This is a genomic window from Bacillus sp. 3255, from assembly GCF_031456485.1.
In the GTDB taxonomy this organism is placed as follows: Bacteria; Bacillota; Bacilli; order Paenibacillales; family NBRC-103111; genus Paenibacillus_E.
This window is the reverse complement of sequence record NZ_JAVDUS010000002.1, coordinates 165,234-190,892: the sequence shown is the minus strand read 5'-3', so window position 1 is coordinate 190,892 and position 25,659 is coordinate 165,234. Positions and strand designations below refer to the sequence as shown.

The 25,659-nt window shown below is 50.3% G+C and carries 28 protein-coding genes and 1 other RNA gene; 15 read left to right on the top strand and 14 right to left on the bottom strand.

The genetic code is table 11. The features are described 5' to 3' along the window. Positions 1-41 precede the first annotated feature (41 nt). From J2X61_RS03395 to serS, 5 genes are all read left to right on the top strand, one after another. Positions 42-356, top strand: coding sequence for a hypothetical protein (locus J2X61_RS03395; protein ID WP_274465965.1), 315 nt, complete (start codon positions 42-44; stop codon positions 354-356). A 33-nt stretch (positions 357-389) separates the two neighbouring features. After that, positions 390-1,022 (top strand): hypothetical protein, encoded by a 633-nt coding sequence (locus J2X61_RS03390; RefSeq protein ID WP_274465964.1) that lies wholly within the window; start codon positions 390-392, stop codon positions 1,020-1,022. After that, positions 973-2,079: a tetraprenyl-beta-curcumene synthase family protein gene (locus J2X61_RS03385; RefSeq protein ID WP_310185916.1), complete on the top strand. Its 1,107-nt coding sequence runs from the start codon at positions 973-975 to the stop codon at positions 2,077-2,079. Before J2X61_RS03390 ends, J2X61_RS03385 begins: the two co-directional genes overlap by 50 nt. Positions 2,080-2,112: 33 nt before the next feature. Then, entirely contained in the window at positions 2,113-3,081 is a 969-nt protein-coding gene (gene pfkA, locus J2X61_RS03380; RefSeq protein WP_310185913.1) for a 6-phosphofructokinase, read from the top strand. A gap of 312 nt (positions 3,082-3,393) precedes the next feature. Further along, a complete protein-coding gene (gene serS / locus J2X61_RS03375; RefSeq protein ID WP_310185911.1) occupies positions 3,394-4,677 on the top strand; it encodes a serine--tRNA ligase in 1,284 nt (427 codons plus the stop codon). 57 nt (positions 4,678-4,734) lie between these two features. Here serS and J2X61_RS03370 read toward each other — a convergent pair whose 3' ends face one another. Both J2X61_RS03370 and J2X61_RS03365 read right to left on the bottom strand, forming a co-directional pair. Further along, on the bottom strand, positions 4,735-5,694 hold the full coding sequence (locus J2X61_RS03370; protein ID WP_310185907.1) for a D-2-hydroxyacid dehydrogenase: 960 nt from the start codon (positions 5,692-5,694) through the stop codon (positions 4,735-4,737). A gap of 72 nt (positions 5,695-5,766) precedes the next feature. After that, positions 5,767-6,951 (bottom strand): putative glycoside hydrolase, encoded by a 1,185-nt coding sequence (locus J2X61_RS03365; RefSeq protein ID WP_274465960.1) that lies wholly within the window; start codon positions 6,949-6,951, stop codon positions 5,767-5,769. A gap of 102 nt (positions 6,952-7,053) precedes the next feature. Between J2X61_RS03365 and J2X61_RS03360 the strand changes: the two genes are divergently transcribed. After that, positions 7,054-8,214, top strand: coding sequence for an MFS transporter (locus tag J2X61_RS03360; RefSeq protein WP_310185902.1), 1,161 nt, complete (start codon positions 7,054-7,056; stop codon positions 8,212-8,214). Positions 8,215-8,271: 57 nt separating this feature from the next. Here J2X61_RS03360 and J2X61_RS03355 read toward each other — a convergent pair whose 3' ends face one another. From J2X61_RS03355 to J2X61_RS03335, 5 genes are all read right to left on the bottom strand, one after another. Then, on the bottom strand, positions 8,272-8,505 hold the full coding sequence (locus tag J2X61_RS03355) for a Sec-independent protein translocase subunit TatA/TatB (protein ID WP_310185900.1): 234 nt from the start codon (positions 8,503-8,505) through the stop codon (positions 8,272-8,274). A gap of 122 nt (positions 8,506-8,627) precedes the next feature. Beyond that, positions 8,628-8,786, bottom strand: a complete 159-nt coding sequence (locus J2X61_RS03350; RefSeq protein ID WP_396135395.1) for a hypothetical protein — start codon at positions 8,784-8,786, stop codon at positions 8,628-8,630. 162 nt (positions 8,787-8,948) lie between these two features. Beyond that, the gene (locus tag J2X61_RS03345; RefSeq protein WP_274465955.1) at positions 8,949-9,773 is read right to left on the bottom strand and encodes a YitT family protein; all 825 of its coding nucleotides are present in this window, start codon (positions 9,771-9,773) and stop codon (positions 8,949-8,951) included. Positions 9,774-9,923: 150 nt separating this feature from the next. Beyond that, positions 9,924-10,613 (bottom strand): DUF4247 domain-containing protein, encoded by a 690-nt coding sequence (locus J2X61_RS03340; protein ID WP_274465954.1) that lies wholly within the window; start codon positions 10,611-10,613, stop codon positions 9,924-9,926. A 52-nt stretch (positions 10,614-10,665) separates the two neighbouring features. Beyond that, positions 10,666-11,202 carry a DUF4178 domain-containing protein gene (locus J2X61_RS03335; RefSeq protein ID WP_274465953.1) on the bottom strand — a complete coding sequence of 179 codons (537 nt, stop codon included), beginning with the start codon at positions 11,200-11,202 and terminating at the stop codon, positions 10,666-10,668. Positions 11,203-11,483: 281 nt separating this feature from the next. On the opposite strand from J2X61_RS03335, the gene cshA reads away from it, so the two are divergent. Further along, the gene (gene cshA, locus J2X61_RS03330) at positions 11,484-13,079 is read left to right on the top strand and encodes a degradosome RNA helicase CshA (protein WP_274465952.1); all 1,596 of its coding nucleotides are present in this window, start codon (positions 11,484-11,486) and stop codon (positions 13,077-13,079) included. 67 nt (positions 13,080-13,146) lie between these two features. Here cshA and J2X61_RS03325 read toward each other — a convergent pair whose 3' ends face one another. Continuing rightward, entirely contained in the window at positions 13,147-13,230 is an 84-nt protein-coding gene (locus J2X61_RS03325) for a YjcZ family sporulation protein (protein WP_274467425.1), read from the bottom strand. Positions 13,231-13,439: 209 nt separating this feature from the next. On the opposite strand from J2X61_RS03325, the gene J2X61_RS03320 reads away from it, so the two are divergent. Beyond that, complete coding sequence (locus tag J2X61_RS03320; RefSeq protein WP_310185896.1) at positions 13,440-14,282, top strand: YesL family protein; 843 nt, start codon at positions 13,440-13,442, stop codon at positions 14,280-14,282. A 50-nt stretch (positions 14,283-14,332) separates the two neighbouring features. Continuing rightward, positions 14,333-14,514, top strand: a non-coding RNA gene (gene ssrS, locus J2X61_RS03315) — 6S RNA. Between the two features lie 63 nt (positions 14,515-14,577). Here ssrS and xylB read toward each other — a convergent pair. Together xylB and J2X61_RS03305 are read right to left on the bottom strand one after the other, a co-directional pair. Then, on the bottom strand, positions 14,578-16,110 hold the full coding sequence (xylB, locus tag J2X61_RS03310) for a xylulokinase (protein WP_310185894.1): 1,533 nt from the start codon (positions 16,108-16,110) through the stop codon (positions 14,578-14,580). A 156-nt stretch (positions 16,111-16,266) separates the two neighbouring features. Then, complete coding sequence (locus J2X61_RS03305; protein ID WP_274465946.1) at positions 16,267-16,773, bottom strand: GNAT family N-acetyltransferase; 507 nt, start codon at positions 16,771-16,773, stop codon at positions 16,267-16,269. Between the two features lie 161 nt (positions 16,774-16,934). Here J2X61_RS03305 and J2X61_RS03300 point away from each other — a divergent pair, with 161 nt between their 5' ends. Both J2X61_RS03300 and J2X61_RS03295 read left to right on the top strand, forming a co-directional pair. Further along, on the top strand, positions 16,935-18,284 hold the full coding sequence (locus J2X61_RS03300; RefSeq protein WP_274465945.1) for an Nramp family divalent metal transporter: 1,350 nt from the start codon (positions 16,935-16,937) through the stop codon (positions 18,282-18,284). Positions 18,285-18,433: 149 nt separating this feature from the next. Next, positions 18,434-18,823: a DUF1499 domain-containing protein gene (locus J2X61_RS03295; protein ID WP_274465944.1), complete on the top strand. Its 390-nt coding sequence runs from the start codon at positions 18,434-18,436 to the stop codon at positions 18,821-18,823. Positions 18,824-18,871: 48 nt separating this feature from the next. Here J2X61_RS03295 and tpx read toward each other — a convergent pair whose 3' ends face one another. After that, positions 18,872-19,390, bottom strand: coding sequence for a thiol peroxidase (gene tpx / locus J2X61_RS03290; protein ID WP_274465943.1), 519 nt, complete (start codon positions 19,388-19,390; stop codon positions 18,872-18,874). 158 nt (positions 19,391-19,548) lie between these two features. Between tpx and gltC the strand changes: the two genes are divergently transcribed. Then, positions 19,549-20,433, top strand: coding sequence for a glutamate biosynthesis transcriptional regulator GltC (gene gltC / locus J2X61_RS03285; RefSeq protein WP_274465941.1), 885 nt, complete (start codon positions 19,549-19,551; stop codon positions 20,431-20,433). Between the two features lie 53 nt (positions 20,434-20,486). Here gltC and J2X61_RS03280 read toward each other — a convergent pair whose 3' ends face one another. Both J2X61_RS03280 and J2X61_RS03275 read right to left on the bottom strand, forming a co-directional pair. Next, positions 20,487-21,179, bottom strand: coding sequence for a zinc metallopeptidase (locus tag J2X61_RS03280; protein ID WP_274465940.1), 693 nt, complete (start codon positions 21,177-21,179; stop codon positions 20,487-20,489). 21 nt (positions 21,180-21,200) lie between these two features. Beyond that, the gene (locus tag J2X61_RS03275; RefSeq protein WP_274465939.1) at positions 21,201-21,641 is read right to left on the bottom strand and encodes a MerR family transcriptional regulator; all 441 of its coding nucleotides are present in this window, start codon (positions 21,639-21,641) and stop codon (positions 21,201-21,203) included. Positions 21,642-21,947: 306 nt separating this feature from the next. Between J2X61_RS03275 and J2X61_RS03270 the strand changes: the two genes are divergently transcribed. Genes J2X61_RS03270 through J2X61_RS03260 form a run of 3 tightly spaced genes read left to right on the top strand, consistent with a single transcriptional unit; the run spans position 21,948 to position 25,230 of the window. Beyond that, complete coding sequence (locus J2X61_RS03270; RefSeq protein ID WP_274465938.1) at positions 21,948-23,333, top strand: ammonium transporter; 1,386 nt, start codon at positions 21,948-21,950, stop codon at positions 23,331-23,333. Between the two features lie 38 nt (positions 23,334-23,371). Next, positions 23,372-24,451, top strand: coding sequence for a DUF294 nucleotidyltransferase-like domain-containing protein (locus J2X61_RS03265; RefSeq protein WP_310185889.1), 1,080 nt, complete (start codon positions 23,372-23,374; stop codon positions 24,449-24,451). 44 nt (positions 24,452-24,495) lie between these two features. Next, positions 24,496-25,230: an exonuclease domain-containing protein gene (locus J2X61_RS03260; RefSeq protein WP_274465936.1), complete on the top strand. Its 735-nt coding sequence runs from the start codon at positions 24,496-24,498 to the stop codon at positions 25,228-25,230. On the opposite strand, the gene J2X61_RS03255 is transcribed toward J2X61_RS03260, so the two are convergent. Next, positions 25,224-25,655: a M67 family metallopeptidase gene (locus J2X61_RS03255; protein WP_310185887.1), complete on the bottom strand. Its 432-nt coding sequence runs from the start codon at positions 25,653-25,655 to the stop codon at positions 25,224-25,226. The genes J2X61_RS03260 and J2X61_RS03255 overlap by 7 nt on opposite strands. Between the last annotated feature and the right edge of the window lie 4 nt (positions 25,656-25,659).

Genomic DNA, 25,659 nt, shown 5'->3' with positions numbered 1-25,659 from the left:
CTATCGCAGCGTGTTTTACTGGAAGGAGGCAATTCAGAAGAATGAGCTGCTATTTTCAATATGATGCCAGACTCGGCATAGAGACTCCCGCTCTGGAGCACGATTGGGAAACGTATCCTGCAGATATACGGGTAGATATTTTATTTCAATGGGAACAAATCCGCGGCACGATACCCGATCGCATCTTGAAGCTGGAATCCTCGATTATTGTGAAACAAAACCAGTTGGATCAAGAGGACGATTTCCTGACTTCATGTCGTTTGAATTCCGAAATTGCTGATTTGGCATCGATCATAAATGATCTTCACCTGTGGTTCCGGATCAATCAGGATCTGGAATCGAAGACCCACCATTAGGGATGTTTAATGAAAGGGAGAGTGACGGGTTACATGCATAGCAATCAAGATGGAACCAATTGGTTGGAAGCTATTGCGAAGCCTCTCTTGGAGCATCTGCCGGCGCTGTATCCGATAGAAGAATGGGATCACGCGATGGATGAAAGAATCGAAGAGATGCTCCCGGCGAAGCTGGCCCAGGGCAGCCCGGAACAAGAGATGTACTTCCTGGCTATTAAAGCGGGGCTTTATTTGCTCAATGAGAGCCTCGATAAATCTCACGATATTGCCCAGGAAATTACCAATGCGACAGGCAGTTATTGGCATGGTCTTATGCACCGGATGGAAGGCGACTACAGCAACGCCAAATATTGGTTCAACGATGTCGGCCCTCATCCTATTTTTTCCAATTTAATTGCGTGTGTTCGGGATTATTTGACTGTCAAAGATTTGGCTGATCTGGATAACGAGGCGATGCGTCATAAGCTGGAAGTGCTGATTACTTCTCCGGTTTGGAACCCTTGCGTGTTCATTGACGTGGTCGAGCTGCAGGTTTCACTTGTTCAGAATGGGACGGTGGATAGCTGGTTAAGGCATATTCAGCGGTACGAAATGCAGCTGCTGCTGCAATATTGCTATGAACAAAGTTGTGGAGGAAGTCTGCTTGAAGCAATTGGACAGAAGTAGCACGAAAGTTCCGCAAGGTCCGTTTCGGTTGATGGTCAGAGTGTACCGCTATATTTTGCCGGAGGTCGGCGCCCACCTTTCCAGTTGGAAAGCAAGAGCGGAGCGGATTCCGGATCCTGAGCTAAGAACGCAAGCGCTAGCCAGTATAGCGACTAAGAAGTTTCACTGCCAGGGCGGTGCGGTGTACGCGGCTGCCAACCTGCAGATGCGGCATCTATTAATTCCGCTGATTGTCTCATTCCAGACGATTAGCGATTATCTGGATAATTTGTGCGACCGCAGTACGTCGCTGGACCCTCAAGATTTTCGGCAGCTGCACCAATCGATGCTTGATGCGGTCGATCCTTCGAAGCCGTTGCATGACTATTACGCTTACCGGCAGGAGAAGGAGGACGGGGATTATCTCCAAGATCTCGTCCTGACTTGCCAGCGTTGTATCGATGCCTTGCCTTCGTATGGGCAGGTGGCGGATCAGGTGCGCGAATTCGTTGCCCTGTATTGCGACCTGCAAGTGTACAAGCATATTCGCAAGGATATGCGCGAACCTGAGCTGCAGGCGTGGTGGAATCTTCATCATCACCGGTACAGCCAAATTGCCTGGAATGAATTTGCAGCAGCGACAGGCTCGACATTAGGGATGTTTATGCTGTTTCTGGCCGCTTGCGACCCCCACTTAAGCGAGAACCAAGTGGCGTCGATCCGGGAGGCCTATTTCCCGTATGTGTGCGGATTGCACATTTTACTCGACTATTTGATCGATCAAGAGGAAGATATTCAGGGCGGGGATTTGAATTTCTGCAGCTATTACGATTCGATGGACGATACGGTGGAGCGAATTGCCTTCATCGTGCAGGAAGCGCGGAGTAAAATTTTGTTCTTGGAACATCCGCGATTTCATCGTATGATAATCGAAGGTTTGCTCGCGTTATATTTGTCGGATCCGAAAGTGAATGGACAACAACAAGTTAAGAACGTATCCAAGCGTCTAATGAAAAATAGTCCGTTAACCCGGTTGTTTTTCTGGATTAATAGCATGTTTATCCGCACGACATCATGAATGTCATTCACAAGAAATGAAGGAGGAAATGAAATGTCAGCAGTAAAATCAATTGCAGTATTAACAAGCGGTGGGGACTCCCAGGGGATGAATGCGGCCGTTCGTGCGGTAGTACGAAGCGCGTTATTCCATGGTCTTGAAGTCTATGCCGTACAGCGCGGTTATCATGGTCTCATCAACGACGATATTCGCAAGATGGATTTGCGCAGCGTCGGCGACATCATCCAACGCGGCGGCACGATTCTGCAGACGGCGCGCTGCAAAGAATTTCTGACGCCGGACGGTCAGCAAATCGGCGCCGAGAACTTGCGCAAACGCGGGATCGACGGTTTGGTCGTCATCGGTGGAGACGGGTCCTATCAGGGAGCGAATAAACTGAGCAAGCTGGGGATCAAAACGATGGGCTTGCCGGGAACGATTGACAACGATATTCCGTTCACAGATTTCACGATTGGTTTCGATACGGCGGTCAGCATCGTTGTGGATGCGATCAACAAGCTTCGCGATACGATGACTTCCCACGAACGTTCTTCCGTTGTCGAAGTGATGGGCCGCCATTGCGGCGAAATCGCCCTTTATGCAGGTCTCGCCAGCGGCGCTGAGACGATTATCGTACCGGAAGTCGAGTATGATATCAACGAAGTAGCGAACCGGATGAAAGATAACTTCGCACACGGCAAACGCCACAGTATTATCCTGGTCGCTGAAGGTGCGGGTACGGGCGAAGGCGTGGCGAAGCAAATTACCGAAGCTGTCGGCATCGAACCGCGCGTTACGGTGCTTGGCCATATTCAGCGCGGCGGCGCGCCGACACATAACGACCGGATCTTGGCAAGCCGACTTGGCGATTTCGCGGTTCGTCGACTGATGGAAGGCGATTCCTCCAAAGCTTGCGGCGTGATCAAAGGCGAATTGGTCGCTACGGACATCGACTTGGTTGTCAATACGAAGCGCGAGTTTAACAAAGAGCTGTACGAGCTGGCAAGCCGTCTGTCCCAATAAAGTGACGTGAGGGTCGCCTATTGACCGGGCGAAGGGTTTCGTCTATAATAGCGAACAATATACAAATCGGCATTATGTCAATGAAGAGCATCCAACTCGGAGACGTTTATGATCGGAATGAGTTTGTTGTACGACCCGGACCATTCTCTAAATAGACCGGCACCGCCCGTTATCGCGGAACCAAGCGGATGATGGCCTGTACAAGGCGATCATCAAGTTGGGTGGCACCGCGAGCAGAACGCTCCTCGTCCCAATTCGGACAGGGGCGTTCTTTGTCTTTTTATCGATAATGAAAAGGAGCGGTGACGGCGTATGTTGGATATCAAATGGATTCGTGACAATCAGGAAGCAGTGACAGAGGCAGCTATTCGGAAAGGGGTGGACCTCCCGCTCGGAGAGCTGCTGGATGCCGATGAGCGGAAGAGACGGCTGCAGCATCGTGTGGACCTGCTGCGTGCTGATCGGAATCGGGCTACGCCTCAGATTGGGATGCTTATGGCAGAACGCAAGCCGGCGGAGGCTGAGGTGTTGAAAGACCGGGTTCGAGCTTGGAACGGTGAACTGGGAGCGGCTGAAGCGGAGCTCGGGGAGATTGAGGAGCGGTTCAAGGCGCTTATGCTAGCGGTGCCGAACGTGGTTTCGTCCGAGACGCCGTCAGGTCTTACGGATCGGGATAATGTAGTTGTGAAAGTCGTCGGTGAGCCGGTTTCATTCGATTTCGTGCCTCGCGATCATATGCAGATCGGCGAAGACCTGGACATCATTGATGTGCCGCGAGGCGTGAAGGTGGCCGGGACACGCAACTACTACCTCAAAGGGATGGGGCTGTATTTGCACAGAGCGGTTCAGCAGTTGGCGATTGATGTGTTGAACGACCGCGGGTTTACCGTCATGGACGTGCCTTTGATGGTCCGGGAAGAGACGCTGGTGAACGCTGCGTTCTTCCCAGGAGGGCGCGATCAAACCTATGAGCTGCAGGAAGAGAACAAATGGCTCGTCGGCACGTCGGAAGGCCCGCTCATCTCGTATTACGCGAACGAGATTGTCGACCTGTCGGAGGGGCCGCTGAGATTGGCTGCGGTTTCGAACTGCTTCCGCAAAGAAGCCGGCTCGGCCGGACGGGATGTGCGCGGCTTGTACCGCGTGCACCAGTTCGCGAAGGTCGAACAGGTCATCGTTTGTGAGAATGACCCGGATACAGCGGATCGCTTGATGGATGAGATCACCCGCAACGCTGAGCATATCCTTCACCTGCTGGAGCTGCCCTATCGCGTCGTTGCCGTCTGTGCCGGAGACATGGGGGCCAAAAACTACAAGCAATACGATATTGAGACGTGGATGCCCAGCCGTCAAGCGTACGGAGAGACGCACTCGTCGTCGAGCCTGCTGGATTTCCAGGCGCGACGCAGCGGGTTGCGTTACCGGGATTCGCAAGATGCGCTTCGTTACTGCTATACGCTCAACAATACAGCCGTAGCCACCCCTCGCATATTGATCCCATTATTGGAAAACCATCAGCGGGCGGACGGTTCCATCTATATACCGAAGGCGCTTCGCCCGTATATGAGAGGCTTGGAAGCGATCCCCGGCAAATAATTAAACGCACCTTATCGCAAAGCGGTACTCCGCTTGGGTAAGGTGCGTTGCCGTGTTTCAGTAGCCTTCGGAGATATCAACGACATTCATCATGTCGCCGCCGTCCAGCATAGCCCGTAAATTGTGGTAAAAAATAGACGATACGCGCTCCGTATAATGTGCGGAGGATCCGGCGATATGCGGCGTAAGGATGACGTTCTCCATCGCCCATAGCGGCGAGCTTTCCGGCAGAGGCTCCTGCTGGAACACATCGAGCGCAGCGCCGGCCAGCGTGCCTTCCTGCAGCATTCGGATTAATGCGCCTTCATCGATGACATCTCCGCGAGCGAGATTAATCAAGAAGGCGCTCGGCTTCATCAAGGCGAGGTGCTCCTTCGTCACGATGCCGCGCGTCTTAGGTGTGCTGGGGAGCAGAAGAACGACGAAGTCGCTCTCGGAGAATAAGCGGCGCAAGCCTTCGTCGCCGCTGTACGTGGCATCGCAGCCGGCCGAAGGCGAACCGGATCGGTTGAATCCGATGACCGACATGTCGAAGGCCTTGGCTTTGCGGGCCACAGCCTCTCCGATGGCGCCTGCGCCGACAATGCCCAGCGTCTTGCCGTGCAGCTCGCCGACGCGGATGCTTTGGAACCACTCTTTGCGCTGCTGGCATTCGTGCAGCGTATTCGAGCGTCGGACCCATTGCAGCATGAGGCTAAGCGTGAATTCGCTCATTTGGATCGTATGTACGCCGCGCGCATTGGTTAACGGAATTTGGCGTTCAGCCAGCAGCTGAAGCGGCAGCTTGTCCACACCGGCGGATAACGTTTGTACCCATTTCAACTGCGGTGACCGCTCTGCGGAGGCGAATGCGGGATTCATGCGGCCGGCTGTCATGATGACATGGGCGTCTGCGATATGCGCCTCCGCTTCCTTGGACGAACGGAACCAATGAAATTGGCAGCGTTCCTTCAAATCTTGCGGCATGCCCTCCTGCATCGGGGACAGGTCCATGTCCGTGATGGCGACAATGTTCATTTGTTCTGGCTCCTTTCGGCGGTTCATGCATGAACACCCTGAGGCATGCGGATCCTCAGGGTGCAGGTATGCTCAGTAATTGACATTCGCCGTGTAATTGTTGTTGGCGTTCCAGAGCAGGTATTCGTCGACTCCGTTATCATGGAGCGCGCGAATCTGCTCTTCCACTTCATGTTTGCCGTATTTGATATAACCGGGAACCCAAGAAGCGGTGAAGTCTTGAATCCAAGGCCGAACGATCGGCTTCCAGCCTTTCTTGTCAATGGCTTCCAGCTTTTTCGTCGTATCTTTGGACGCTCCGTTAATTGTAACATATGGAGCCGCATCTGGCACTTTAGCACCGAACCAGCCTGTGCTATAATGACTCGGATATATCATTGGCGAGATGACGTCGACGTTCTGGGAAATCTTCTCAAAGTCCTGTCCGATCCCCTCTGCCGCAGGGACTGAAGCCGCATAGCCGAAAATATCTACGGACACGCGGACCCCAAGCGGCTGCAGTTGTTCTTTGGCATACTTGACGAAGGATGCGACGGCATCGATGCGGGGACGTTCGTCCTTGGTGTACTTGAGCGTATCCGCTCTCTTCTCGAAGCCTTCCGGGAAGCGCACGTAATCGAACTGAATTTCTTTGAATCCGGCTTTCACCGCTTCCTTAGCAACGGCGATATTATAGTCCCATACTTCTTTGTTGTAAGGATTGACGAAGCTGTCTGGCGGGTTCTTGCTGTTGCCCCATACGGAGCCGTCCGGATTCACGAAAGACCATTCGGGCTTCTTCTTCGCGAGGATCGTATCCTTGAAAACGACGATACGCGCAATCGGGTAAATGTTATGTTCAGTAAGAGTGCTCATCAAACCTGGCATGTTGCCGATGATTTTCTGTGTGGTGCCCATCGCATCAAGATCTGCATTGCCTGTTTCCCAAGTAATGTATCCCCAATCATCCTTGACATCGATGACGAGTGAGTTGAGTTCCGTGTCGTCCATCAGTTTAACCAGGGTGTTGAGCCGGGAGCCGCCGGCACTGTGCGCTGTGGCATAGACACCTTTGACTTTGGGGGCGTCTTTCTGCGGATCTTGCTTGTTGACGGGAGCGAGAGGATCAGCAGGATCTTGGGATGGAGCGGGTTGGACGATAGCAACGGCATTCTTGGCGTCCAAAGAGGCTTGGACGAGCTGCTCGAAGCTGGCGTCCGGGTTAGCGGCAGTAACATTGCCCCAAATGAGGGCAAGTGAAGCTAGTAAAATTTCCATGAAGTATAAGTCCTCTCCTATGTAGTGCTAGCTTTATTATAAAGCAAGCGGTAAACTCCGCACAGAGGAAATTTGTAGAGGAATGTAGAAAGAAGGTAGACGTTGTTGAAGCTCGACAAGCAAATTGTTTCTTTGTCCGGTGTTAACTTTTTTTACTATGCTTCCAGTGCCATATTGATGCCGTACTTACCTCTGTATTTGCAGACAAAAGGTTATACCGCCGCTGAAATCGGTCTGTTAATGATGATCGGCCCGTTCGTTTCGATCTTCGCCCAACCTTTCTGGGGCTATGTCAGCGACCGGTTCAACTCGGTCAAGAACATTGTATTTATGCTGTGGGTGCTATCCTTGCTCGGAAGCTTCGGACTCTTCCTGACGAGCGGATTTACCCTGACGCTGGGCTTTATTCTGCTCTTGTATTTCTTTCTGCTGCCTTCCATTCCGCTAATCGACAATCTGGTCGTCAAGTCAACGGCATCCCGCGGATTGTCTTATGGCTCCGTGCGGGTCTGGGGGTCTATCGGCTTCTCGGGCGTAGCTTTAATTTCGGGCCTGCTGCTCGACGAACTGGGCGGAGTGGCCAGGATTCCTTATTTCTACTGGGTACTGTGGATTTTCCCGTTTGTGCTGCTTGCTTTCATTAAGGACGAGCATAGCAGCGGACAACAGCGGATAACGTTGAATGCAATTGGCATTATTTTCCGCAGCAAAAGCTTTCTATGGTTTATGCTGATGGTCCTCATCATCTCCATTCCTCACCGGATGAACGATGCTTTATTAGGGCTGTATCTCAATAAATTGGGAGCGACAGACGCGATGGTCAGCTGGGCGTGGGCGATAGCGGCGTGCAGTGAAATTCCGGTGTTTGCTCTCATTAACCGATACATTCATCGCTATCACGAACTGACGGTTCTAGGCATTGTTGCCGTCATCTATACGATTCGTTGGATTTTGTATGCCGTCATTACCGATCCGTGGGTATTAATCGGATTGCAGGTGACGCAGATGCTTACTTTCGCCGTACTATGGATCGTGGCTGTTCAGTATGTAGTGAGGCTGCTGCCGGAGCAATTCGGGTCGACGGGGCAGTCGATCCTGGCTATGGTATTCATGGGATTGGCGGGCATTATCGGCGGCTCGGTAGGGGGATGGCTCAGTGAGCAGTGGGGTGGAGCGAGTATGTATGTTTTTGCGACGGTCATGTCCGCGATAGCCGCCGTGATGTTCCTTGGTACGCAAGCGGTCATGCGCGGCAAGGTCTGAAAATCAGGTAATGAAAAAAGCACCCGGCAGCAAGTACCTGCTAAGGGTGCTTAGTTCTTATTTGTGAACTTGTCCTGATTCCGTAGTCGTTACTTCCGCAGCATTGATCTCTTTGCGTGGCGGTACAGGCTGATCATCCGAGTTTGCGTTTCCGTTCCCGTTCGTTGCATCTTTGAATTCACGAAACATTTTGCCAAAACCTCTGCCAAGTTCAGGCAATTTATTAGGCCCGAATAAAAGCAAGGCCACTATTGCAATCAAGATGATGTGCCAAGGAGATAGAGCTCCCATATTAGACACCTCCAGTAGATTATCTTATTTGTCTATTATACCATGACCTTATCATAACCTATAGTCCCTAATTATTACAAACTCAATAACTTTGCATGTCAATCATGGATAAAAAGACGCCCTTAATGATAAAGGGCGTCTTTATGATGTTCCGTAATGCTGAACTGAATAATCTCCATGACATCTTCCGCTTCAAGCGCCTCGAGACCGAACATGAGGACAATCTCGGAGTCCAGCTCGCAGCTGGTTAAGAAGGGGTACAACTCGGGTGTTAATTTCATTACAATCCTGGATAATTTGACTGTCTCCACAAGCATCACCCTTCCAATCATAAGATTAGAATAAGAACTACGCCTGAACCACTCACGATGAAGCCAGAACTATATGAAATTACAATCATTATAACACAAATCGACCCGGATGAAAGAGGCTGGTTTCACGATTTACGACTTCAGCTTGCGGAATTCGCCAACGATCCCAACGGTTTCAACGATATTTACGAACGCTTTTGGATCTATTTTCTTAATAATTCGTTTTAACTCTGCTAGCTCATAGCGTGTTGTAACGGTCATCAGCATATCATGCTGCTGTTTGGTATAAGCGCCTTCCGTTTTGAGGAGCGTAACCCCCCTCGGAAGCTGCAGCAGCTCTTGCGTCAATTCTTCTTTCTGCTTCGTGACGATGAAAGCCGTTACCTTAACGTGCCGGATATGTACGGTGTCGACGACTTTGCCGCATATATAAATCGCTAACATGGAGTAAAGGGCAAGGTCCCAATTGTGTTTGAAATAACCTAGAGCTACAATGACGATCCCGTTCATACCGGAAAGAATTGTGCCTAAGGGGAACTCGAATTTGCGCGTCAAAATTAAGCCAACGATGTCGAAGCCTCCGCTGGATCCGCCAATTCTTAAGGTGATTCCGCTTCCGATGCCGATCAGCACACCTCCGAATACCGCCCCAAGTATCGGCTCCTGGGCCACATAGTTGGTGGGCAGTATCTGCATCAGCCATGTCGTTAAAATGACGGATGCGACGCTGATCATGATGAATCTGCGGCCGATGGAGATCAAGCCCCAGATCATTAAAGGCATGTTGAAAAATAAATATAAAAAGCCGATGTTCCAATTCGTGAAATAGCCGATGATCATGGCGAATCCGGACACCCCGCCGCTAAGCAGCTGGTGAGGGATGAGAAACATGTTGAAGCCGACCGCGACGAGCAGAGCGCCAACGAAAATGATGACGGCATCCAGCGCTTTTTTCAAAAAAAATCACCTCTAAAATAGTATGCAGCATAATGCAAGTATAATTCATTCTTTCAAAACTTCAATCATTATTTAACCAGTGTCTAATTAAAAGAATGCGGAAATAAAAAAGCTGTGTCCAAATGATGGACAACAGCTTAGGGAGAGGGGCTAACGCCTCTTGAATGAGCCTGTTTTCTTGGATGTGCTTGGCTTGCTGACCGACGGCTTCGTGACCTTATTCGGCGTCGAACCGTCGTTGCGCCGGGTTGTCGAGGAGCTGCCCGAGCTGGGGTTGGCCGTTCCGCCTTTGAACGTTCCCGTGCGGTCGGATGTCGTCGGCTTCTTGTCTTTGGAGACGTCGGTGGTCGGCGTCGCCGCTTTGCCGCTGCCGGCGCTATAAGTCGGCGTTCGGGTATAGCCGCGATAATCGTAAGATTTCTTACTATTATACCAGCTTCCGCCGAACAAGTTTTGGAGCAGCGCCGCTGTCACAAAGCCTTGCAAGAACGAAGAATCGTAATGAGTTCTGGCATACTCGATGCTGTCAACCTGAATGAGCGTATTCTGGCTTTCATTCGGGTCTTTCTGGATGTTGATCACTTTATCGTTATAAACAAGGAACATTTGGTCGTTCGATTCCTTGCTCTTCTCTTGCGGCGTTTCTTGCGCGGCCAGCTCGTTCGCGACGGCAGGGACGGTTTTCCCTTCGGCCACATAAACCTTGGACATATTCGTGCCCTTGCCCTCAACGCTAACAAGCGGGTATTCATCTTTAATATAGCGGACGGTATCAGCGCCACACCCGGTCAGAAGGGCGATGATCAATAAGAAGGAAAGCCAGGAAGTCCATCTTTTCACTTTTCAGTAAACCCTCCTTTTGGGGTATGACTCCATGATAGCATAGGCTTGTTTAGTGCGTCGATTTTAAAAATTTGATCTGGTTGCCCGGCGTGCGTTCGCCTTCCATGGCGATAAATTTGCCATCCTGCCATTGGAGGAAGAAGAATCTGCGGTCCGGTCCGAAATAGCGCCAGAAAATGACGTCGTCTCCGCTGCGGAAATCGGTGTTGCCTTCCGTCCGCGTCACGTCATTGCGATGGAATTCCAGGTCGAAGGCTACGTCGCCGTCGAGTTCCAATCGCGTAGGCACATCATTAGGATCGTCCAAGGCCCCCTCGATGAAGCTGCAAAGGAAACAATCATAGGTTCGTCCTTTTTCCACAATCAAACACTGAATATTTTTGCCGCTTTGCAAATAATAGGCGTAGCGGTGTGGAGCAAACCCGCGGTCGAAATAAATCACTTTGCCGGAGATCACATACTCTTCAAGATCCACGTTAACAATATCTCCAACTTTGGCATCTTCAAGCGGATTTCCGGCTGGCGCTGTCGGTGGAATTTCTTTTTGACTCCGTAAAATGCTGCTAACTCGTTTGAAAATGGACATTGAAAAACTCTCCTCTGTTCCGAATGTTGTTCTACTCAGTAATACGCTTAGCTTATGCGGAAGGTTTCGTTCTCATCAATGAAAGCAGCCTCTGGAAATGTGTGTATGACTTGTGTTATAATACTTTAGATGTTCTTAAGGGCGGCCAATTGGATCATGGAAGATGATGAATCGAAAGTGTAATCCACCAAGAAACTATAGACACGGATAGGAAGTCGTACTTAAGGGTAAAAAAGATACAAGGCATTAGCCTGCCCTGTACAAAAGGAGATTGAATATATTTGAAAACATTTCAGGAGTTTGGTTTAGAGCCAGCAATTCTACGCGCGGTTACGGAGATGGGCTTTGAAGAATCCACACCTATTCAAGAAAAAACGATTCCGCTGGCTATGGAAGGCCGGGATTTGATCGGTCAAGCACAAACGGGTACTGGTAAAACGGCGGCGTTCGGTATCCCCCTTATTCACAAAATTAATATGAAGGAAGAGCGTATTTCCGCTCTTATTATGTGTCCGACACGTGAACTTGCCATCCAGGTTGCGGAAGAGATTGAGAAGCTCGGCCGTTTCAAAGGCATTCGTTCCTTGCCGATTTATGGCGGACAGGACATTGTGAAGCAAATTCGCGCTCTGAAGAAGAAGCCGCAAATCATCATCGGAACGCCAGGACGTCTTCTTGACCACATCAACCGCAAAACGATCAAGCTTGACGATGTCCAAACGGTCATTCTGGATGAAGCGGATGAAATGCTGGACATGGGCTTCATGGACGATATCCAATCCATCTTGAAGCTCGTTCCGGAAGAACGCCACACGATGCTGTTCTCCGCAACAATGCCGGCGAATATCCAAAGATTGGCACAACAATTCTTGCGCAATCCTGAGCATGTATCGGTCATCCCGAAACAAGTCAGCGCGCCGCTGATCGATCAAGCTTACATTGAATTGCATGAGAAACAGAAGTTCGAAGCGCTTAGCCGTTTGCTTGATATGGAAGCTCCGGAGCTGGCGATCATCTTCGGCCGTACGAAACGCCGCGTAGACGAGCTTGCGGAAGCTCTTCAGAAGAGAGGCTATGCAGCAGAAGGTCTTCACGGGGACTTGTCCCAGAATCAACGTGATAACGTGATGAGAAAATTCCGCGACGGCAGCATCGATGTGCTCGTTGCAACAGACGTTGCGGCTCGCGGTCTCGACGTTTCCGGTGTAACGCACGTTGTGAACTTCGACCTGCCTCAGGATCCTGAGAGCTACGTTCACCGCATCGGCCGTACAGGCCGTGCCGGTAAAGAGGGTACAGCATGGACATTCGTAACACCTAGAGAGATCGACCACCTGCACTTCATCGAGAAAGTTACTCGTCATAAAATTAGCAAAAAGCCGCTTCCTAGCTTGGCGGAAGCGATCGAAGGCAAACAAAAAATGACAGCTGAGCGCATTCTCGATATGCTGCAGAACGATGGGCACACCGAGTTCAAAGGCTTGGCGATTCAAATGTTGGAGCAATATGATTCCGTGAATCTGCTTGCTGCCGCAATGAAGCTTCTGACAGGCGATAAGAAAGAAGCGGTCATCGAGTTGACTCCGGAAGATCCGATCCGTGCAAGAAAGAAAAAGTTCGATGTTCGCAGCGCAGGCAGACGTGTTGGCGGCGGCTACGGTTCCGGTTCCGGCGATCGTCGTCAAGGCGGTTACGGTTCCAGCTCGAACTCCCGCTATCCGCGTAAAGACGGCAGAGAATACGGCTCGAACCGCGAAGGCGGAGAAGGTCGTTACTCTTCCAAAAACCGCGAGTACGGCAGCAATAACCCGGCTAACCGCGATCGTGACCGTTCCAGAGCTCCGCGCAAAAGCGAAGACACTTTGGTAAATAAATAAGAGTCTGGCAACATATAAAGGCGGAGATCCTTGAAGGATCTCCGCCTTTTTGCAATAAATACGTGTATTAGAGGACGAAAGAGCTAGTTATAATGACGAGTAGGATAAACAGAACCAATACAGCACCTGCGGACGTACCGACTGCTGACATAGTATCTACCTCCCGGGTCAAGATTTAGCGACGTTGGGATCGCCAATACTATCCTATGCCGGAGTACCTAGTATGACTAGACGGCTACCTATATGTTCGAAAATAGGCTATAATTAAAGTTATATATATGCGGGACAAGCTATACCCCAATAACATGGACAATCAACGTAGAAAGTTTCCGCTATGGAAACGCTAAGGAGGAAGCGGTTTTGGAGTTTAGAGGAGTAATGGGTGGGCTTTACAAAATATCGGAATGGATCATGCGTTTATCGGTGATTAATCTGCTTTGGCTGTTATGCTCAATTCCGGTTTTCTTTTTTGCGTTCATGGGGCTGGTCAGCCAAACGCCTGACGGATTGAAGGCAATGCTGCCGCTGATATCCATTTTGGCACCGTTTACTTTGTTCCCCGCAACCGCGGCGATGTTCACCGTTGCCCGCAAATGGGTCACAGGAGAAGAAGATGTTCCTCTGCTCAAAACATTTTTCCGCGGGTACAAAGAAAATTACGTACAGAGCATGGTTGGCGGCATTTTCTTCGTTATCATTTTCGTCATCATCAGCGTGAATTACTTCTTCTATTTGAAGCAGGGCAGTACACTTAAGATTTTGGCCGTACTTTTTATCGCATTCACGGTCATTATGGTTATCGCTTTGTTTAATTTTTTCTCGATCATGGTTCACTTGCATATGAAAATTTTTCAAATCTTGAAAAATTCCGTCCTGATCTCCATCGGCAATCCGATCAATTCGATCGTCCTGCTGCTGTGCAATGGCGTCATTTTCTACATTTGCGTGACTAAATTTAACTTCTTCCTTGTTGTTTTCTTCATGGGAAGCATCATGGCGACTTTCTCCTTCTGGCAATTTAACCGCAGCTTCACGAAACTGCAAATCAAACAGCAGGAGCTGGAGGAGAAGGAACAGCAGAAGCTTGCAGAAGCGGAAGGTGAAGGTCTGGAAGAGGGTTCGGAACAATCGGATGAAGAGGATGCCGAGACTAAACGGACTGAAATCTCTTTGCATAAAAACGACGAAAAGAATAAAGAATAAACCTACCAGTTGATCTTCAACCGGTACAGCACTATAATAAGAATACAAAAAGAATCCTGCGATGTTCGTAACGGTTTTAAGTTGTTTTAAACCAATGACTGTTTCTAGGGAGACCTATATCGAAGTGTGGCTGACATGCCCTCGAAAGGGGACCTCAAATACACTTCTGCGGACACCCACCTGCGAGAGCGGGTTTGAAGCACAGAAACCGGACGGCATATGCGGGTTTCTTTATGTCCACATGAATAAAGCGGTTGATCAGGAGGTTTCCTGTTCAACCGCTTTTTAGCGTTGATTATGCGTGACCGGCAAGGTCGCTTAATTGATGGAACGTATCTTTGAGCGTGCCGTATAAGCCGCGGTAAACCTGATAATAAGCCTCATACTGCTGCTGATTGGCGGCGATGGGCTCGACTCTGTCCGTGACCTGAATCCACTTCTCGCAGAGCGTTGTAATCTCTTCGCCAAGGACACCCGACGCCGCCATGATCGCTGCGCCGTATGCCGGGCCGTCTGTGGAGTTCACCGTCACGACCGGGATGCCGAAGATGTCGGCGATCATTTGCCGCCAGAACGGGCTTCTGGCGCCGCCGCCGTTCACGCGCAGTTCCGTCACTTCGACCCCGGACTCGCGAATCAATTGAAGCGAATCGCGAAGCCCGAAGGTGATGCCTTCGAGGACGGCACGCGTCAGGTGGGCTTTGCCGTGCCGCAGGTTCAGACCGATGAAAGCGCCGCGCGCTTTCGGGTCCGGGTGCGGCGTCCGCTCGCCGGACAGGTAAGGCAGGAACAGCAAGCCTTCGCTGCCAAGCGGCGCGGTGGAGGCTTCCGACGTCAGGATTTCATAGACGTCTTTGCCTTCCTGCTGCGCACGCTCCAGCTCCTCGTGCGCGAAGTGGTTGCGCCACCACTGGAACGAGCCTCCGGCGGCCAGCATAACCCCCATGCGGTGCCACTTGCCCGGCACACCGTGGCAGAACGAATGAAGCCGGTATGCTTCATCCACTTGATACGTGTCGTCGTGTACGAAGACGACACCGGACGTGCCGAGCGCCACGGACGCGATGCCTTGGCGGACGACGCCGACGCCGACAGCGCCGCAGGCTTGGTCGCCGCCGCCCGCTACGACCGGCGTCCCGGCGGTTAAGCCGGTGAGGCTGGCCGCTTCCGGCAGCAGGTGCCCGGCGACGTCGCCGGATTCAAACAGCGGTGGCAGCCACGCGAGCGGGATCTCCAGGCGCGCGGCGACGGTTTGCGACCAGCTGCGGTTCGCGACATCGAGCAGCAGCGTGCCGCTGGCGTCGGCCATGTCCATGCCGAACGCGCCCGTCAGGCGCAGCCTGACGTAGTCCTTCGGCAGCAGCAGGTGCCGAACGCGTGCGTAATTCTCCGGCTCGTGCTGCCGGAGCCAGATGACCTTGGGCGCTGTGAAGCCTGTCAGCGCCCGGTTGCCCGTCAGCCGGCCGAGTTCGGCTTCGCCGACGGTCGCCTCGATATATGCGCACTGCTCCGCGGTGCGCTGATCGCACCACAGCAGCGCAGGGCGGATCACCTGCTGCGCTTCATCGAGGAATACCGACCCGTGCATCTGGCCGGAGAAGCCGATACCGGCCACTTCGCTGCCGGGGATGCCGGTTTTGGCCAAGAGCGCACGGATTCCTTCGACCGTGCCGTTCCACCAATCCTCCGGATGCTGCTCAGCCCAGCCGGGATGAGGCTGCTGGAGCGGATATTCAACGCTGTGGCTGCCGACGACGGCGCCGGAATCATCGACCAGGATACACTTGACGGCAGATGTTCCTAAGTCCAAACCCATAAAATACGACATAATATTATCACCCTTTGTTGTTTATGATGGAATCTTGCGCTAATCTTTGTTTGTTTATTAAATATACAAAGATAATTCATTTATTATATTCGCAAGAAAAAGCGAAATTCCTTCTTCTTGCGCGGATGATTTTCGGCGTGCGGTTACAGCTTCTATTCATTTCCATATCAGATGCATCTCATGCCATTGAATTCCTCCGTGTTCAGAGGCGGATGGTGCGATGTATCGAAATCCTTGCTTTTCGTAAAATAAGATCAAATGCTCCTCGCACATAAGCACGATGCCTGCAAGTCCGTCTTCTCGGGCTCTCGCAATAATTTGCTCCAGTAATTGCGTAGCGATGCCTTGCCGCTGATAGCTCGGATGAACCGCAATCGTCAGCACACAGAAGTAACGTCCGTCAACAGCTTGGCTGACGCCTTGTTTAATGCTTTCATCGGCCAAATCCTTATGTTCGAGCTTCACCCCGTTCGTCACTCCGATGAGCTCTTGATGACCGTTGGAATCGGCTTCAGTCATGGCAACCAGGAAATAGCCGCCGAATACTTCCTTCCGCATCCGGAAGGCATCCAGGGTAGCGGCTGCTTGTGCGGGATAAACCATCGTTTCAATATGATAAGCCTCCAGCACTTCATGATCATTCGCAACAGGACGTATTTGCACGTCATCTCACTCCTTGATGTTTAGTTTTTCCCATGGGAAAATTTATTTCACCAGCACATAAGTGTTTACCTGTAGCATAGTATAGCGTTATATAGTATAATTCTAAACAAGAAGTTTCCTTAACACAACTTTATTGGTCCGATGAAAGAAGGGATTTAGATATGGAAGCTGCATACAAAGAGTCAGAGAAACCCGAACGCAAAGGTTGGAGACGAGATTCATCGATGCCCAGCCTGCCTGAAGTCCATCAGAGCATGCGCGTACCTAAGAAAGCCGGCTTCTTCCGGAAGCTGCTCGCTTTCGTCGGTCCCGGGTATCTGGTCGCCGTAGGATATATGGATCCGGGGAACTGGGCGACGGATTTGGCGGGCGGCTCGCAGTTCGGTTACACCTTGTTATCCGTTATTTTAATTTCTAATCTAATGGCAATACTGCTGCAAGCCCTGGCTGGGCGGTTGGGTATCGTGACAGGCCGCGACTTAGCGCAGGCTTGCCGGGATCACTATAGCAAACCCGTTTCTTTTGTCTTGTGGGTGCTGTGCGAGCTCGCTATTGCCGCTTGTGATCTGGCGGAAGTCATCGGCGCCGCGATCGCATTGAATTTGCTTTTTGGCATCCCGCTCGTGTATGGCGTTATTTTGACATCCGTCGACGTACTCTTAGTCCTTTTATTGCAAAAACGCGGTTTCCGCTATATTGAGGCGATGGTGATCAGCTTGATCGCCATTATTACAGGCTGTTTTATTATGGAACTGATATTCTCAAGACCCGATGTAGCGGCAGTCGCCTCCGGCTTCATTCCGAGAGCGGAGATCGTTACTAATCCTGCGATGCTCTATATTGCGCTCGGGATTCTTGGAGCAACGGTCATGCCGCACAACTTGTATTTGCATTCTTCGATTGTGCAGACGCGTAAAATCGAGCCGACGATCGAAGGAAAACGCGAAGCGATCAAATTCGCAACGATTGATTCAAGCTTTGCTTTAATGCTGGCTTTGTTCGTTAACGCAGCCATTCTTATCCTGTCTGCCGCCGCTTTTCATTCGGCGGGCCGTGAAGTTGCTGAGATACAGGATGCCTATCACCTGCTCGGGCCTATGCTCGGTACAGGCGCGGCCAGTATTTTATTCGCGGTTGCTTTGCTTGCTTCCGGCCAGAATTCCACGCTAACCGGTACGCTAGCCGGCCAGATCGTGATGGAGGGCTTCCTGAATATCAGGCTCACGCCATGGCTGCGCCGCTTGATTACGCGAATTATTGCCATCGTGCCAGCAGTCATTGTAATCGGTATTTACGGGGATAGCGGAGCTACGGATTTGCTTATTTTAAGCCAAGTGATTTTGTCGCTGCAGCTTTCTTTTGCCGTCATCCCGCTGGTGAAGTTCACTTCGGATCGTAAGAAGATGGGTGAGCTGGTAACCCCTAAGTGGATGATCGTGCTCAGTTGGTTCGTTGCCGTTCTGATTGCTGGGTTAAATGCTTATCTCTTATACAGCACATTTTTTGGCTAAATATAGGGTGTCAATCTGCCCCTTTCAATGAGGCTTATCCATTGATTTCATTTTCCCTCTTTTTCTTACGCCTAAACAATGGTAATATAGAGGACAGTGTAGAGATGGCAAGCGGTCTAAATGCACTTCATTGAAGGGGGAAAAGGCTTTTGCTTAAGAGAACTTTAATCGGATTACTTCGCAGTCACGAAACGACCGGAGATAAAGCCAAAGATCCTTTGCTTAAAACAAGATATTACAAGCTTCCTAAGGACCAAGTTTGGGAAGAAGTCACTGCCGTTCTGAAGAAAACACCGGGATATAAGCTGCTCCACGAAGTTCAAAATGTCGGCGAAATTTTGGCGGAACGCAAAACCATGACGGGACGCACGCAAGATGTCACGCTTACGTTGTTCGCGATTAATCCCGTGAAGACCGCAGTGGATATTTATTCGGCTTCCCGGGGATCTATGGGCGATCTGGGTTCCAACTACCGCACGATTATCGATATCTATAAACAATTAGACCGGAAGCTAGCTCAATATAAAACCGAACAATAATAAAAACAGCAGGGAAGCTAGGCCTCCTTGCTGTTTTATTTGTTTGGCTTACACTAATTTTTGTACAGCGTCAACGGCAGCTTCGTAGTTAGGGTGAGCTGTCATTTCGCCCAGGTACTCTACATATTGAACCGTATCGTTAGCATCGATTACGAAGATGGAGCGCATATCCAATTGAATTTCTTTAATCAATACGCCGTATGCTTCGCCGAACGATTTCGTTTTGTAGTCGGACAAAGTGATGACTTTGTCGATGCCGGCAGCTCCGCACCAACGGGATTGCGCGAATGGAAGATCCACGGAAATTGTCAGAACAACGACATTGTCGCCTAATTTCGCTGCTTCTTCGTTGAAGCGGCGAGTTTGTGCGTCACAAACGCCTGTATCCAAGGAAGGAACGACGGAGATCAGCTTAACTTTGCCTGCATAGTCTGCCAGGGATACTTGTGTCATCAAATCTTTGTTAACTGTGAAGTTAGGCGCTTTGTCACCTACTTTGATTTCGGGTCCTACCAGGGTGATTGGATTGCCTTTGAGTGTAGCAACACCAGTACGTTCTTGTGCCATGTGAACAGTTCCTCCTTTAATTTCCATCGATATAACAACTTACTTATTATAAGCTTTTTGCTCTAAGGTTGTCCAATTGATGCTGTGAGGCTATAATTTAATTGCATCAAGTTGCCGGATTCGTCATTATGAGAGATAAAGTCGGGGGATTTTACCAAGTGGAATTAAGACAATTGCAATATTTTGTGAAAGTTGCCCGCAAGCAGCACGTGACGCAGGCCGCAGAGGAAATGCATGTGGCGCAATCGGCTGTTTCGAGACAAATTCACTTGTTGGAACAAGAATTAGGCGTTAATTTGTTTGTTCAAAAAGGGCGAAATTTGCACCTTACTTCCGTAGGACATTTGTTCCTGAGCCGCATCGAAGGGATTTTAACGGATTTGGAGCGGGCGGTCGGGGAAATGCATGAGTTTCTCGATCCTGAAGCCGGTGAGATTCGTATCGGATTCCCGCATAGTCTTGTTATCAACTTGCTGCCGGCGGTGGTGGCGTCCTTCAAGAAGGATCACCCCAATGTGAAGTTCCGGCTGCGCCAAGGAACGTATACGTCGCTTATACGCGACGTGACCAGGGGAGAGATCGACCTCGCGTTCATTTCACCTTTCCCGGAGAAGCACGAGCATGTGACGGGGGAAATTTTACTGACCGAAGAGTTGTATGCGATCATACCGTCCAATCATATTTTGGCTGATTATACGTCCATTCGGCTCGAGCAGCTCAAGCACGAATCTTTCGTCATGTTCAGCGAAGAATACACGCTCCGCACGATTGTCATGGAAGCTTGTCTGAAGGCGGGATTCGTGCCGAAGATCGAGTTCGAGGGGGAAGAAACCGATACGATTCGCGGACTCGTTGCCGCGGGCATGGGGGTCAGCCTATTGCCGTCGATGGCGCTTATGGAAGGCGGACAGATGCAGCCGGCCAAAATCCGCGTTACGGATCCGCAGGTTACCCGTACGGTTGGGTTAATCAGCCGCAAGGGCGAGAAGCTGCCGCTGGTGGCTGAGGTGTTCAGGCGGTTCTTGCATGAATATTTCCAATAAAAAAAGCTCTCCGTGTCTGCGGGAAAGTCGCAGCATTGGAGAGCTTGTGTCGTTTAGTCGTCGCTATTGCGACCGGAGAAGATCATAATATACTTCAGCAGCTCAAGGACGGAGATAAGCGCGGCGGCAACATACGTAAGCGCTGCTGCGTTCAAGACCTTGGCTACGCCGCGTTCTTCTTGGTTGGAGATGAATCCCTCGGCGATCATCAAATCGCGGGCTCTGGAACTTGCGTTAAATTCGACCGGCAGCGTAACCAGCTGGAAAGCGACGGCGGCTGCGAAGAAAATAATGCCGAGTCCGAGAAGCCAAGGAATCTGTTGGAATATGAAGCCGGCAAGGATCAGCAGCGGCGCGACGCCGGATGCGAAATTGACGACCGGAAACATATAGTGCCTTGCTACAAGCATCGGATAATGGACCTTATGTTGAATGGCATGACCGACTTCGTGACAGGCGACGGAGACGGCCGATATGGAGCTCTGGTAGTAGACAGGCTCTGAGAGTCGTACTACACGGGCCATCGGGTCGTAGTGGTCGGTTAGCGTTCCTCGTACGGCTTCTACCGGAACATCGTAGAGCCCGTTGGCGTCGAGCATCCGTCTGGCCGCTTGCGCGCCGGTCATGCCGGAGTATACAGGAACGTTCGACCATTTGTTGAATGTTCCCCGAACTCGAAACGAAGCCCACAAAGAAAGAACGAACGCAATAATAATGAGAAAATCCATTGGGTGAAAAAAGAACATTGCACACGCCTCCGTAATTCGTTATGAGAACGGATTTTTACCTAGCAGGACGATTAGCGCTTCAATGCATGCCGCGGTTGGCTGCGTTAATACTCGGTAAAGCTTTTTGAGTTGATTCGGCTTCAGCTGCTGGATAATCGGATCAAGTTCCTTCGCTTCCTTCTTCAACTGTTCAAGATGAAGCTGGATCGATGTCAGCTTATCTCTCACTTCATCGTCTTGGGACACTTTGTTCCACTGCTGCAAGCTTGCTTTGATCTCCTCTAAGGTATACTTCTCGTTCTTCATAGATTCAATACGTTTAAGTCGATGCAAAGTTTCATCGCTATATAATCGGTAATTCGTATCGGATCTCTTCTCGGGTTCAATCAGATTCAGCTTGGTGTAGTAATCAATGGTTCGAGAACTGACGTCGGCAAGCTTTGCGAGTTCCCCGATCTTATATAGCTTCTCATTCCCCATATGTCATCCACCTCTACTTCAATTTCATGTCTTCGAATTTCTTCTACAGTAATGATAACTGATTCCAAACCGTACAGTCAAACGTGATGCTTGGACTAGTTGGTAAAAGTATCTGAGATAGAAATCTTAACATTTTAAATCGAATATGAATGAAAACACGAATTATGCCTGTTCGATGTCAGGTTATTTTTCGTTTTTTTCATTTTATTAACGAAAATCCTATTGTCAAACCCATATAACCTGTATATAATGACATTAAGAGTTGCATTGCATGTTATTTAATCTAACATTAAAGGAAGTGGTCGTATGGTAAAGAAATTGTTGTTAGCTTTTGGGGGCATGTCGATGTTGTTTCCTACTCTCGCATTCGCGGCGGATGAAGCGACAATTCCCCAATTGACAGGAGCAATCGATGCTGTTTGGGTTATGTTAGCCGCCATCTTAGTTATTTTCATGCAAGCGGGTTTTGCTTTATTGGAAGCAGGTTCTACCCGAATGAAAAATGCCGGTCACGTAGCCGGTAAAACAATCTTAACGTTCGGGATTTGTGCCATCGCCTTCTGGGCAGTAGGCTTCGGGTTCGCCTTCGGTGACGGCAATGCTTTCTTCGGAACGACAGGGTTCTTCGTAACCGGTTTGGAAGATCAAGCGGCCGCGTCGTTCAGCGCGCTTTCCTTCTCCGACGTGCCGATCGGCATTAAATTCTTGTTCCAATTAGCATTCGCGGGTGTATCCCTGGCGATTGCATGGGGCGGTTTCGCAGAGAGAGCGAAGCTTCCGGTTTACTTCATCTTCGGTATTTTGTTTACAGTTGTGATCTATCCGATCGTAGCTCACTGGGTGTGGGGCGGCGGCTGGTTGAGCAAGCTCGGCATGCAGGATTTCGCGGGCTCGACCGTTGTTCACTTGCAAGGTGCGACAGCAGCGCTTGTAGCCACCATCTTGTTGAAACCTCGTATTGGCAAATATAATAAAGATAAAACGCCAAACCTGATTCCTGGTCATAACCAAGTGTTGTCCGTACTCGGTGTTATCATTCTGTGGATCGGCTGGTTCGGCTTCAACCCGGGCAGTACGCTTAGCGCAATGGGCGACGGTTTCTTCGGATACATCGCTTTGACAACGAACATGGCTGCTGCGGCAGGCGGTGTTGCAGCGCTTGTGATCTCCTGGATGTACTTCGGCAAGGCGGATATTCCTAGTATGTTGAACGGTGTTCTTGCAGCGCTTGTTGCGATTACGGCAGCTTGTGCGTTCGTAGATACATGGGCGGCGATTGTTATTGGCGCAGTGGCAGGTATCGTTACATTCTTCACGGCGCAATGGTTTGAAAGAGCCGGTATCGACGATCCGATCTACGCTTTCTCCGTACACGGTATCGCAGGTATCTGGGGTACGCTTTCCACAGGCTTCTTCGCAACGCCTGAACTTTCGGCTAAAGTCGGGATCGGCGGCGCAGGCTTGTTCTACGGCGGCGGATTGCACCAATTAGGCGTTCAAGCGCTTGGCTTGTTCGGAGCTTTCGCATTCGTTCTCGTTCTTTCCTTCATTATCTTGGGAGTTCTGAAAGCTACAATCGGTCTTCGCGTTACGGAAGAAGAAGAAATCATTGGTCTGGACTTGTCTGAACATGGTTCCTACGGTTATCCGGAGCAAATGAAGAAAGCCGCTCAAAACGGCATGTCCGTTTAAAATCACATTACTTTCTACTTGAGCAAAGGGGATGCAACATGAAACATCTCTCAATGGAACAGATCCTGGAACGTATCTACCAATCGGAACAGTTCGATGAGATGCGGATAACCAGAGATCAGGTGCATGAGATGTTTCGGGAGCATCTCCTTTTCGCTCATGCGCCTGACATGAACCGCACCATCAACGCGATACACGACGCATTCATCCGGCGAACGATCGAACTGGCGGAACATATGCTGGAGGATGAAGGTCATGGCAAGCCGCCCGTGCCCTATGCTTTTATGTTATTCGGCAGCGGAGGACGAAGCGAGCAGACGCTTTGGAGCGATCAGGATAACGGTCTTATTTTCAGCGAAAGCACAGAGCATACTATGGAAGAAGTTGAAGATTATTTTGCGAAATTGGTAGATTGCACGCTGCGTGGTCTCGAAGCTTTGGGCTATCCGCCTTGCGAGGGGAATGTCGTATCCAGCAACAAGCAATGGCGCAAGCCGGCAGCGGAGTATAAGGCGATGCTGCTGCAATGGCTGCAGGAACCGGTGTGGGAAAATGTGCGTTATCTGCTCATCATGGCGGATATGCGCTGTATATATGGTTCGCCAGTGTTAGTGGAACAGCTCAATAAGACATTTCTTGATTATGTGAAACAGAATCCAGCTATTTTGAATCAGCTCTTATCCAATACGCTTCATCACAAAATATCGCTTGGTGTATTCGGGCAGTTGATTACCGAAAGATACGGCGAGGACGCAGGCGGCTTCGACATTAAATATGGCGCTTATATTCCTATCGTAAACGGCATTCGGCTGTTGGCGATCCAAGCGGGAATCACAAGCTCCTCAACGTTCGAAAGAATTGAACGGCTCAAAGCAAGCTCGTTCATTCCGGAGCGGCTGGCGGATGAATGGCGGGAAGCATTCGGCGTTGCGCTTAAGCTCCGAGATCTGACGCCGTTTCAGCTTGAAGGCGATCTATACACGACCCGCGGGAAGTTAGCGGCCGATCAATTATCCAAGGACATTAAGCTTGAGTTAAAACAATGTCTGCGCGCGGGGGTCGAGCTTCAGCGTTATGTGAAAAAGTCGATTGTTTCACATTTAGAGAGAAAAGGTTAGATAAATCGGATTGCATGTTTCTTGTGCTGGAGAGGTGAAATGGGATGAAGGATATGCGGCCGGCCGGACGTATGTGGCATTTGTACAAAATGGGGGGGCTTACTCCTGCCATCACTTCCATGTTTGATGTGCAAAGTGCTCAGCAGATGGCTTTTATTCGCTCCATGTTGAAAGAACAGCGGAAAGATTCCCTGTTTGAAATACCGCTGCACTCTATAGAAATTGTCGTTTTTGATTTGGAAACGACGGGGTTTTCACCTTATAACGGCGATGAAATTATTTCTTTCGGCGGCGTCTCCGTCATTGGCGGTGACATTCAAAGAGATCACACCTTCTATAGTATGGTGAATCCGAAGCGTAAAATCCCGGACGACATCGTTGAATTGACAGGCATAACGAATGAAATGGCCGCGGATGCGCCTGAACTGATCGGTGTGCTCAGCGATTTCCTCGAGTTCGTTCAGCAGCGGATTTTGGTGGCTCATGCAACCGGGCATGACAAAAACTTTTTGAATTCGGCGCTTTGGCGGACGTCCAAAGTCAGCTTGTCGCATCGCGTGCTCGACACGATGATGATTGCCAAATGGCTGATGCCGAAACGGAAAGACTTGAGCTTGGATGCGCTGCTTCATGCTTATGAGATTCCGATTACGCAACGCCATCACGCCCTGGAAGATTCCTTGATGACGGCGCAGCTGTGGTCCAGGTTCATGGAAGAGATCAAAGCAAGGAATGTAGATACATTAGGGGATTTGTACGCTTTATTAAGCCATCATTGATCGATTGCAAACGCGAGTTTGTGATACGTGGTCGATGTGGCTTTTTTTATTTGGAACAGCTGAAGGTCCGGCTTGTGCGGCTGCTGCAAGGATAAGATCCAATAGCTTGGGAGGGAGTGCCAGAGCGTTTGCAGATCGTCCTGAGACGGGATGGCGGGAGCTGCAGGATGCGAGTGAAACAACCCGATGACCGGATGCTTGCGATCCATGAGGTAAGGAAGGAGCTCTGCAGGGTTTAATTCAAAATGCCGCTGCGGGTTGGCGGCATGGTTGGTTAATGGGGCGAAACGTTGGGCGCGAAGGGTTGTTGCATGCCGCCTTGGTTCTGATTCACCAAGCAGGAGGCCGCAAGCTTCTTCGGGCAGCATTTGCAAGCTGTGGGAAAGCAGATGCTCGTATAGTTCTTTCTTAAATTGCACGATCATCTGC

Coding starts and splice junctions, on each gene's coding strand:
- J2X61_RS03395 (WP_274465965.1), top strand. CDS start 42: ATGAGCTGCTATTTTCAATATGATGCCAGACTCGGCATAGAGACTCCC.
- J2X61_RS03390 (WP_274465964.1), top strand. CDS start 390: ATGCATAGCAATCAAGATGGAACCAATTGGTTGGAAGCTATTGCGAAG.
- J2X61_RS03385 (WP_310185916.1), top strand. CDS start 973: ATGAACAAAGTTGTGGAGGAAGTCTGCTTGAAGCAATTGGACAGAAGT.
- pfkA (WP_310185913.1), top strand. CDS start 2,113: ATGTCAGCAGTAAAATCAATTGCAGTATTAACAAGCGGTGGGGACTCC.
- serS (WP_310185911.1), top strand. CDS start 3,394: ATGTTGGATATCAAATGGATTCGTGACAATCAGGAAGCAGTGACAGAG.
- J2X61_RS03370 (WP_310185907.1), bottom strand. CDS start 5,694: ATGAACATTGTCGCCATCACGGACATGGACCTGTCCCCGATGCAGGAG.
- J2X61_RS03365 (WP_274465960.1), bottom strand. CDS start 6,951: ATGGAAATTTTACTAGCTTCACTTGCCCTCATTTGGGGCAATGTTACT.
- J2X61_RS03355 (WP_310185900.1), bottom strand. CDS start 8,505: ATGGGAGCTCTATCTCCTTGGCACATCATCTTGATTGCAATAGTGGCC.
- J2X61_RS03350 (WP_396135395.1), bottom strand. CDS start 8,786: ATGAAATTAACACCCGAGTTGTACCCCTTCTTAACCAGCTGCGAGCTG.
- J2X61_RS03335 (WP_274465953.1), bottom strand. CDS start 11,202: ATGTCCATTTTCAAACGAGTTAGCAGCATTTTACGGAGTCAAAAAGAA.
- J2X61_RS03325 (WP_274467425.1), bottom strand. CDS start 13,230: ATGTCAGCAGTCGGTACGTCCGCAGGTGCTGTATTGGTTCTGTTTATC.
- xylB (WP_310185894.1), bottom strand. CDS start 16,110: ATGTCGTATTTTATGGGTTTGGACTTAGGAACATCTGCCGTCAAGTGT.
- J2X61_RS03300 (WP_274465945.1), top strand. CDS start 16,935: ATGGAAGCTGCATACAAAGAGTCAGAGAAACCCGAACGCAAAGGTTGG.
- tpx (WP_274465943.1), bottom strand. CDS start 19,390: ATGGCACAAGAACGTACTGGTGTTGCTACACTCAAAGGCAATCCAATC.
- J2X61_RS03280 (WP_274465940.1), bottom strand. CDS start 21,179: ATGTTCTTTTTTCACCCAATGGATTTTCTCATTATTATTGCGTTCGTT.
- J2X61_RS03275 (WP_274465939.1), bottom strand. CDS start 21,641: ATGGGGAATGAGAAGCTATATAAGATCGGGGAACTCGCAAAGCTTGCC.
- J2X61_RS03270 (WP_274465938.1), top strand. CDS start 21,948: ATGGTAAAGAAATTGTTGTTAGCTTTTGGGGGCATGTCGATGTTGTTT.
- J2X61_RS03265 (WP_310185889.1), top strand. CDS start 23,372: ATGAAACATCTCTCAATGGAACAGATCCTGGAACGTATCTACCAATCG.
- J2X61_RS03260 (WP_274465936.1), top strand. CDS start 24,496: ATGAAGGATATGCGGCCGGCCGGACGTATGTGGCATTTGTACAAAATG.
- J2X61_RS03255 (WP_310185887.1), bottom strand. CDS start 25,655: ATGATCGTGCAATTTAAGAAAGAACTATACGAGCATCTGCTTTCCCAC.